Origin of the sequence: Synechococcus sp. R55.7, assembly GCF_047461955.1 — a bacterium.
GTDB lineage: Bacteria > Cyanobacteriota > Cyanobacteriia > Thermostichales > Thermostichaceae > Thermostichus.
Window position 1 is genome coordinate 1 of the sequence record NZ_JANSIC010000072.1, and the last position, 8,867, is coordinate 8,867.

The window sequence follows — 8,867 nt, forward strand, 5'->3', positions numbered from 1 at the left end:
AGCTATGAACTGGCCCGCCAGGGGGGATCCGTTCTGCTGATGGAGAAAGATGGAGTGCTGAACGGAGCAACCCGCTACAGCTACGGGGGCTTGGCCCATTGGGCGGGCAAAACGCCGATGCTCAAAGCTTTGGGGGAAGAAGGGATCCAACGCTACCGCACCCTGTCAGAGGAGTTGGAGGCAGACATTCAATTTCGTGAGCTGGACCTGCTCATGCCCATTGCCCCCGGCTACGATGCAGAGGCCGTTGAGGCGGATCTGGCCGACTGTCGCATCCCACCCCGGCGGATTTCGGTGGCGGCAGCCTGCGAGCTGGAGCCGCTGCTGGATCCGGCCGCTCTGGAAGTAGTCCTCTGGGCTCGGCATGGCCACATCAACCCCTTGTTGACGGCGCTGGCCTTTCAAAAAGCCTTTCAACGATTGGGGGGATCCCTCTTGATCGCAACAGCAACGGCCCTGCGGCGGCAGGGAGCGCGCATCACGGGCGTAGAGTCCGGAGCCGACTGCTACGGAGCAGGCCAGGTGGTGGTGTGCGCCGGCGGCTGGACACGGGCTCTGTTGCGCCAAGCGGGAATCCGGGTGCCCATCTACTACACCCATGCCGAATCCCTGGAGCTGGAGCCCTCGGATTTGCAATTGAAAGCGTTGGTGATGAGCGTGCCCGTGCAACGCTTGGAACTGGAACGACAAGCCGCCCATCCCGATCGGGATCCCCTTTGGGACGAGCCAGGGCACGAGCTTTGCCCGCCGATTCTGGATGCCGGGATCCTGCAATTTGTAGATGGCAGCATTCGCATGGGCCAGATCAGCCGGGTATTGACGGATCCCCATGCCGAGGTGGATGCAGCCGCCAGCGAAGCCCAGATCCGGGCACAAGCCGGTCGCTACCTGCCCAAGTTGGCCCACCTGCCCGGACGGTGGTATCACTGCTTGGTGGCCTTCAGCGCTGATCACCAGCCTCTGGTGGGATCCCTGCCCGGCTGGGAAGGCTTACAACTGTTTTCCGGCTTCAGCAATCCCCTGCCCATCCTGCCCGCTTTGGCCCGTCGCTTCGCCCAACAAGCCTATGGACAAGCGGATGAATGGATCCCTGCTCTGTCGCCGGCGCGGTTTGCCCAGGTTTTGAGTTGATGCCTTGCCTATTCTCGATGACCATCGCCAACAAGTCTGGAATACGGCTATCCCGTCTGCAGCATAATGAAAGCCGGAAGTTCTCTGCGTCGGATCTATGCCCAACAGCTTGCCCAGCTCCGTCGATCTCAGCCAGAAGCGCATTTTGCTCACAGGGGGCAGCGGCTTTTTGGGCAAACATGTGCTGCAACAGTTGCAGGTGCTGGGGGTAAAGCCGGAGCAGGTGCGCATCCCGCGCTCCCGCACCCAGGATCTGCGCCGTTGGGAAGTCTGCCAAGAGGTGGTGCAAGGGCAAGATATCGTCATCCATTTGGCCGCCCACGTGGGTGGCATCGGCCTCAACCAAGCCAAGCCGGCAGAACTCTTCTACGACAACCTCATCATGGGATCCCAGCTCATCCACGCCGCCTACCTGGCCGGGGTGGAGAAGTTTGTCTGCGTGGGCACCATCTGCGCCTATCCCAAGTTCACCCCCGTTCCCTTCAAGGAAGAGGATCTCTGGAACGGCTACCCGGAAGAGACCAACGCCCCCTACGGCATCGCCAAGAAAGCCCTGCTGGTGCAGCTGCAGGCCTACCGGCAGCAGTACGGCTTCAACGGCATCTACCTCCTGCCGGTGAACCTCTACGGCCCCATGGACAACTTCGACCCCGAAAGCTCCCACGTCATCCCAGCCTTGATCCGCAAAGTGCACGAAGCGCAGCAACGGGGCCAAAACTACGTCGAAGTGTGGGGGGATGGCAGCCCCACCCGCGAGTTTTTCTACGCTGAAGATGCGGCCCGCGGCATTGTCATGGCCACCCAGCTTTACGACGGGGCGGATCCCTTGAACCTGGGCACCGGTGAAGAGATCTCCATCCGGGATCTGATTGCCCTCATCTGCGAGCTGATGGAGTTCCGGGGAGAGATCCGCTGGCAAACGGACAAGCCCAATGGCCAACCCCGCCGCTGTCTGGATGTCTCCAAGGCCCGAGAGAGGATGGGTTTTGTGGCCAAAGTCGGCTTGCGGGAAGGGCTGCAGCGCACCATCGACTGGTACCGCCGCCACGCCTGCTCTGGGCAAAGCTAGGCAACCCCTTGGCTCTCCAGCCGGCCATCCTCCATGTGCAGCACCCGATCCGCGATGTCCAGGATGCGGTTGTCGTGGGTCACCATGAGGATGGTGCAGCCCTGCTCCCGCGCCAGCTTCTCCATCAGGGTCACCACCTCGCGGCCCGACTTACTATCTAGGGCTGCCGTGGGCTCGTCCGCCAGCACCAGCTTGGGATGGCTAACCAAGGCGCGGGCAATGGCCACCCGCTGCTTTTGTCCGCCGGAAAGCTGTTCCGGGTAGTAGTGGACGCGATCCCCCAGGCCCACCGCCGCCAGCATTGCTTCCGCTCGCTGCTGGGCTTCCTGAGGAGAGAGGCCGTTGTGCAGCTCCAGGGCCATGCGCACGTTTTGGGCTGCCGTCAGGGATCGCAGCAGGTTATGGGCCTGGAAAATGTACCCGACCTGGCGGCGGATTTGAATGAGAGTACTGGGCTGAGCTCCCCGCAGCTCCTGTCCCAACACCCGCAAGCTGCCCTCCTGCACCGAGCGCAAGGCCCCCAGCAGCGTCAGCAGGGTGGTTTTGCCGGAGCCGGAAGGGCCAGTCAGCAGCACGATCTCCCCTGGCTGCAGGGCAAAGCTAATGTCGAAGAGAATCTGCTTGCGCAGGGATCCCTCGCCGAAATAGTGGTTTACACCTTCGGCTTTCACCACTGGCTCAACGGCATTCTGGGCAGAAGCAAGGGCAGCTTGATCGAGAAGAGGAGTCAGCATAGGAAACTCAAAATCTCAAAACTTTGCGTTGACAACTCATTGACCACTTAGGCCGTCATTTGGAGCGTTGAGATGAGACCATTTAGAAACCTTTGGCCGGAGAGCGTTGATGAGGATCCCAGAAGTTTTTAGACAGCCTAGCTCAAACCCTTCACCATCCATCCGATCCCCTTTGGCAGACTATTGACTTACCAACGCCCCGGCGCCCTGCCCACAGCCAAAACTCTAGAAAATGTCGGCAGGATCGGCTGCCCGCAGCCGTCGCACGGCAATCGCTCCTGAGATGAAGCACATGCTCACCGCTAGCCCCAGCACCAGCACTGCCCGGTTGAAGGTCATGGCAATAGGCAGCAACGTGGCATTGGCCGTCAAATCGTAGAGCAAAACCGACAGGGCAAAGGCAGGAATGTACCCCAAGCCGGCCAGCAGGAGCGCCTCCTGAAATACCACCCCCAGCAGGTAGGTATCGGTATAGCCCATGGCTTTGAGAGTGGCATATTCCGCCAGGTGATCCGACACATCGGTGTAGAGAATTTGATAGACAATCACAATGCCGACAATAAAGCCCATGCCCACCCCCAGGCCGAAAATAAAGCCGATGGCTGTGCCCTCTTCCCAGTAGGTTTGCTCCATATCGATAAACTCCGCCCGTGAGAGCACCCGCACATCTTCCGGCAGCAAAGCTCGCATCTGCCGCACCAAGGGATCCGGGTCCACACCCGGCTGGAGCTGCACCACGCCGATATCCACCAGGCCGCGCCCCCGCTGCGGAAAAATGCGCAGGAAATTGAGATCGCTGGTGAGAATGGTGCCGTCGGCTCCAAAGGTGGCCCCCATCTCAAACAGGCCCCCCACCTGGACGCGGCGGTTTCCCACCTCAGTAACCACCTCTCGCCCGGACTCAAACCACTCTGGGATGGGGCCAAACTCGCTGCGGGAGCGGCGGTCAAAAAGCACCACGTCCGCCTTTTTGATCTCTTCCAGCTTGTCCGGCGTCAGTTCCGGCAAGTCCAACAGATCAGCCGAGGGATCCACTCCCACCACGAAAATGCTGCGGGTACGGCGGGTCTCCGGGTTTTTCCAGAGGGCAAAGCCCACATAAACGGGTGAGATGGCCCGCACCCCCTCAAAGCCCAAAGCCTGATAGAGTCGCCGCTGGGAGAAGGTGTTCATGGCAATCAGGGCGTTGGACTGAGGGCTGACCAGGAAGATCTCTCCCTTCAGGGCCACGTGGAAGCGGATGGCACTTTCCAGCAGACTGTCTTGGAAGCCCAACTGCATGAACATCAAGATGCAAGCAAAGGCAATGCCCGCCAGGGCCACCAGCAGGCGGATCTTCTCCCGCGTCAACTGCAGCCAGGCCAACGGGATCCGATGGGCGATAAAAGCCACACTGAACAGGCTGTACATGGGCTGAGCCTACCCCTCGACATCGATGGCCACATTCACCTGCAGGTTGGTCAGGCCAGCCACGCGGGCGCTGCTCTCCGGATCCAGGCGGATATACACTTCCACCACGCGGGCATCCACATCGGCGGCAGGATCGGTGTTGAGCACATCTTTCTTGCCAATTTGCAGGCCCACCCGCTCCACTCGGCCCTGCAACGCTTCCGCCAGCGCGCGGTTGCTGATGGTTGCTCGTTGCCCTGGCCGAACCCGCAGGATGTCCGTCTCGTAGACTTCCGCCACCACCATCATCTGGTCGGTGTTGCCCAGCTCGAGAATGCCCTCGCCGGCGGGGATGACCTCTCCAGGGCGGGTGTGGATCTTGAGCACCTGTCCAGCACGGGGAGCGCGGATGAGGGTGCGCTCTAGGCGAGCTTCTGCCAGTTCCAGATTGCGGGCCAGGGATCCCAGTTGGACTTGGGCTTGGGCCAGACTCAGTCCCGCCTCGGCAGCTTGGACTTGGGCTTGGGCATTGAGCAGATCCCGCTCACGGGCCAGGCGCAGTTGGCTCAGGGTGGCTTCGGCAGCCCGCAAGTCCTCCTGTCGTTGCCGCACCAGCAGCCGGCGTTGATCCAGCTCTTGTTGCGAGATTGCTCCTTCCTGCCAGAGCTCCTGAAAGCGGGCCAGATTGGCCTCGGCATCGGCCAGTTCTGCCCGGATACGTTCCACCACCGCTTCCTGGGAGCGGATTTGCATCTGTTGCGGCTCGTCCAGACGGCTGAGGCGGGTGCGTGCCTCTTGGATTTGGGCCTGACTGAAACGGGTCTCGGCCTGCAACCGGGCGCGGGCCTCTTGAAGTTGGGCGGCAGCGTACTCTCGCTCCGCCAACCGCTCGGCGTAGCTTTCCAAGCGGGCCAGCACTTGGCCTGCCACCACGCGATCCCCCTCGGCCACCAGCAGCTCTCCCAGCCGTTCTCCGGGGAAACCGGCAATGCGCAGCACTTCCCCCTCCGGCTCCAGGCGACCCAAAGCACCAACTTGCGGAGGCAGCCGCATTTCCACCGTTGCCTCTGCACTTGCCGATACCGACTGTGTGGCTCCCTGTTGGCTCAATCCCAGCCATGCCAGACCGGCACAACCAAGCAGCCCGACTCCTGCCAGCGACCAAAGCGCTCGTGGGTTCATGGCCTTTTACCCGCTGTGGCTTTGCAGACGACAAACGCCGCCTCTTTTTCTTAAATAAGTGTAAAGTTTTTGGGATGAAAATGTCCAGCTGTATTCTGTGTTGCTTGTGCTCACCGTATTTTCACCCCCTGTGGGTTCCCCAAGGTGCCGGCAGATCACGGCAACCGGTGGGGCGCAGCCTACCTAGCTCTGGGGATTCCTGATATGATGTGGCCTGTTCGAACCTGTTTGTAGTCAGCAGAACGCAGTCCTTTTTTTGGAGTGTGGCGGTTTTAGGAGTGGGGTGGAGTTGCGATGGTGGAAACAGTTGGAGGAAGGGATCCCATCCCGCCGTTGCCGGTTCGGTCTCAGCCTCCGCCCCTGCATTTGGATCCCCTAGATCCCTTGCTTTCCACCTATCACTTTGTGGGCATTGGTGGAGTGGGGATGTCGGCCCTGGCCTATATCCTGGCTAAACAAGGGTTTCGCGTTTCCGGATCCGACATTGTCGCCAATGGCCGTACCCGCCGCCTGGAAGCTTTGGGGGTGCGCTTCTTTCAGGGCCACAGCTTGGAGGGGTTGGTCGGGGATCCCCAGGTGGTCTATTCCAGCGCCATTCGCCCCACCAATCCAGAATTGGCTGCTGCCCTGGGCAAGGGATTGACGGTTTGGCACCGGGCAGACTTGTTGGCGGCTCTGTTTAACCGTCGCTCTGGCATTGGGGTGGCCGGCACTCACGGCAAAACCACCACCAGCAGCATGATCGGCTATGTGTTGCTCTCGGCGGGCTGGGATCCCACCTTGATTATCGGCGGGGAAGTGGATGCCTGGGATGGCAATGCCCGTCTGGGTAAGGGGGAGTATTGGGTGGCCGAGGTGGATGAGTCGGATGGATCCCTGGTGCGGCTCTATCCCAAGATTGGGGTGATCACCAACATTGAGCTGGATCACCCCGATCACTACGCCGATTTGGGGCAGGTGATCCGGGCTTTTCAACAGTATGGGCAGCAAAGCCAAACCCTGGTGGCCTGTCTGGACTGTCCCAACGTGGCGGCTCACCTGAGGGTGGATGTGGGCTACAGCCTGACCGGTCATCCCCAAGCCCAGTACCAAGCCCGTCAGATCCTCTACATTGCCAATTCCACCTGCGCTGAGATCTGGGAAAAGGGATCCCTCCTCGGACAGCTTCGCCTACAGGTGTTGGGATCCCACAACCTCAGCAATGCCCTGGCGGCGGTTGCCGTGGGGCGACAGTTGGGCTTGGAGTTTGCGGTGATTGCCTCAGCTTTGGCGCAATTTCGGGGGGCGCATCGCCGCTTTGAGCACAAGGGGGAAGTGGGTGGAGTCACCTTTATCGACGACTATGCCCACCATCCCAGCGAGATTCGGGCCACTCTGCAGGCAGCCCGTCTGCAACAGCGGCGGGTGGTGGCCGTGTTTCAGCCTCATCGCCACAGCCGTTTGGCTGCCTTGTTCCAGGATTTTGCCCGCTGCTTTGGGAATGCGGACGTGGTGGTGATCGTGCCCACGTATGGGGCAGGAGAGCCGGCGCCTGAGGGTTCCGACAGCTTGCGCTTGGCCGTGGCGGTGGCGGAGCACCATCCCCATGTGCGCTATGTGTCGTCTTTGCCGCGATTGCCGGAGGTGTTGCCGTCCGTCCTGCAGCCTGGAGATCTCGCCGTTTTTTTGGGCGCAGGGGACCTAAATCAGCAGATAATCGCTACGATGCGGGCATATGCGGCTCAGGTGAGGGAACAGCCTGGGCAAGCCAAAAATCCAAACTTCAGCTGAAAAGATAGCTGCTTCTGAGGTATTGAATCATGACGACGGCTCCGGTGGTGCCTCAGCGGGACGGTTCCTGTGAGTCTGAGGCGGCAAGTCTTACCGCTGAAGACAGGCTTCTCCTCCGCGGGCCGGCGGCTCTGCTATCTGGACGAATTCAATCGGGGATCCCGTTGGCTCCTCTGACCACCTTTCGCGTGGGCGGCAAAGCGGAGTGGTATTGTGAGCCCCGTAGCCATCTGGAGCTGCAGCAGTGTTTGGCTTGGGCGCGAGCAGAAGGGATCCCCACGACGCTGCTGGGGGCAGGTAGCAATCTGCTCATCAGCGATGCGGGGTTGAAGGGGCTGGTGATCGGTACCCGCCGTCTGCGCGGGATCCAACTGCTGGAAGGGGGGAGAATTTGGGCCGCTGCCGGAGAGCCTTTGGTCAATCTGTCGCGGGCCGCCGCCAGGCAAGGCTGGAGCGGTTTGGAGTGGGCGATTGGGATCCCGGGCACCCTGGGGGGAGCCGTGGTGATGAATGCGGGTGCCCACGGACGCGCCATGGCGGATGTGCTGGTGGAAGTGCAGATTTTGGACGAGGAACAAGAGCCCTGCCGCCTAGAACCTGCCGATCTGCAATTTGGCTATCGCCGCTCTCGCCTACAGGACTCCCCCTGGACGGTGACAGGGGCCACGTTGCAGTTGATCCCAAGCAGGGATCCGTCCCAGGTGCAGTGGGAAACCCAGCGCTACCTCAACCAACGCCTAAGCTCTCAGCCCTATCATTTGCCCAGTTGTGGCAGCGTCTTTCGCAACCCCGAATCTCACCCTGCCGGCTGGCTAATCGAGCAGGTCGGCTTGAAGGGGTACCGCATCGGTGGGGCCCAAATTTCAGAGCGCCATGCCAACTTCATCCTCAATTGCCATCAGGCGAGTGCCAAGGACATTTACCGCTTGATTCGCTTGGCCCAGGAAAAGGTCTATCAACAATGGTCGGTGCTTTTGGAGCCGGAAGTGCGCATTCTGGGATCCTTTGAGGATTAGAGGAGCATTGGGCAGACAATTTGGACTGTTTTCTTTTGGTGATTTTGATGATTCTGCTCTTAAACTGTTCTTACCGCCTTTTGTAGATGTTCGCCTATCGGCTTATGAGTCAAGATGTAGCCACTTTACGTCGTTTAATTCGACGGCTCAATCAGTCCCACACCACTGCGGAAGAACGCCGCTATTTGGTGGAGATCGGCAGCTTGGCTGCTTTGCTCACCCCGGAAGAGGCTGCCGCTTTGGCCCAGGATCCCAAGCAACTCACCGCCGAGCAGCACTATCGCATTTGGGACTGGGTGCATCGCTGGGAACGGGAGCACCGCCACGAAGATCTGGACTGGGATCCCTCTCTAGACCGACACAACGACTAGAACTCGAAAGAATCCCGTCCCGCTATCACGAACAAATCCCGGCCAGAGTCTAAGACAAAAGCCATCTCCAAGTCTCATTTTTGAACAGGATCCACACCCCCAAACCCACCAGAATCCAGGGCACCCAGCGCTCTCCCCGCTCGGCCAAAACCTTGGCTACTTCAGGTTGCATTGTCAGTTTTTGAGCCACTGCAAACCACAATCC

Annotated in this window: 8 protein-coding genes; 5 read left to right on the forward strand and 3 right to left on the reverse strand. The window is 60.3% G+C overall.

What is annotated here, in order from left to right:
• Both NW820_RS05510 and NW820_RS05515 read left to right on the forward strand, forming a co-directional pair.
• A partial coding sequence (locus tag NW820_RS05510) for an NAD(P)/FAD-dependent oxidoreductase (protein ID WP_414406904.1) occupies nt 1-1,131 on the forward strand: 1,131 nt, incomplete at its 5' end.
• A 97-nt stretch (nt 1,132-1,228) separates the two neighbouring features.
• Nucleotides 1,229-2,200 (forward strand): GDP-L-fucose synthase family protein, encoded by a 972-nt coding sequence (locus NW820_RS05515; RefSeq protein ID WP_041436472.1) that lies wholly within the window; start codon nt 1,229-1,231, stop codon nt 2,198-2,200.
• Here NW820_RS05515 and NW820_RS05520 read toward each other — a convergent pair.
• From NW820_RS05520 to NW820_RS05530, 3 genes are all read right to left on the reverse strand, one after another.
• The gene (locus NW820_RS05520) at nt 2,197-2,934 is read right to left on the reverse strand and encodes a DevA family ABC transporter ATP-binding protein (RefSeq protein WP_414383324.1); all 738 of its coding nucleotides are present in this window, start codon (nt 2,932-2,934) and stop codon (nt 2,197-2,199) included. The genes NW820_RS05515 and NW820_RS05520 overlap by 4 nt on opposite strands.
• Before the next feature lie 225 nt (nt 2,935-3,159).
• The gene (devC, locus tag NW820_RS05525) at nt 3,160-4,344 is read right to left on the reverse strand and encodes an ABC transporter permease DevC (protein WP_011433169.1); all 1,185 of its coding nucleotides are present in this window, start codon (nt 4,342-4,344) and stop codon (nt 3,160-3,162) included.
• 9 nt (nt 4,345-4,353) lie between these two features.
• Entirely contained in the window at nt 4,354-5,376 is a 1,023-nt protein-coding gene (locus tag NW820_RS05530) for an ABC exporter membrane fusion protein (protein WP_414406905.1), read from the reverse strand.
• 462 nt (nt 5,377-5,838) lie between these two features.
• On the opposite strand from NW820_RS05530, the gene murC reads away from it, so the two are divergent.
• The 3 genes from murC to NW820_RS05545 all read left to right on the forward strand — a co-directional run bounded on the left by murC (nt 5,839) and on the right by NW820_RS05545 (nt 8,662).
• A complete protein-coding gene (gene murC, locus NW820_RS05535) occupies nt 5,839-7,275 on the forward strand; it encodes a UDP-N-acetylmuramate--L-alanine ligase (protein WP_414406910.1) in 1,437 nt (478 codons plus the stop codon).
• A 29-nt stretch (nt 7,276-7,304) separates the two neighbouring features.
• Complete coding sequence (murB, locus tag NW820_RS05540) at nt 7,305-8,291, forward strand: UDP-N-acetylmuramate dehydrogenase (RefSeq protein ID WP_414406906.1); 987 nt, start codon at nt 7,305-7,307, stop codon at nt 8,289-8,291.
• Between the two features lie 104 nt (nt 8,292-8,395).
• Nucleotides 8,396-8,662, forward strand: coding sequence for a hypothetical protein (locus NW820_RS05545; RefSeq protein WP_041436475.1), 267 nt, complete (start codon nt 8,396-8,398; stop codon nt 8,660-8,662).
• The last annotated feature ends 205 nt before the right edge of the window (nt 8,663-8,867 follow it).

Bases quoted from the DNA above. Each gene is read 5' to 3' on its own strand.
- NW820_RS05515 (WP_041436472.1), top strand. From the start codon at position 1,229: ATGCCCAACAGCTTGCCCAGCTCCGTCGATCTCAGCCAGAAGCGCATT.
- NW820_RS05520 (WP_414383324.1), bottom strand. From the start codon at position 2,934: ATGCTGACTCCTCTTCTCGATCAAGCTGCCCTTGCTTCTGCCCAGAAT.
- devC (WP_011433169.1), bottom strand. From the start codon at position 4,344: ATGTACAGCCTGTTCAGTGTGGCTTTTATCGCCCATCGGATCCCGTTG.
- NW820_RS05530 (WP_414406905.1), bottom strand. From the start codon at position 5,376: ATGCGGCTGCCTCCGCAAGTTGGTGCTTTGGGTCGCCTGGAGCCGGAG.
- murB (WP_414406906.1), top strand. From the start codon at position 7,305: ATGACGACGGCTCCGGTGGTGCCTCAGCGGGACGGTTCCTGTGAGTCT.
- NW820_RS05545 (WP_041436475.1), top strand. From the start codon at position 8,396: ATGAGTCAAGATGTAGCCACTTTACGTCGTTTAATTCGACGGCTCAAT.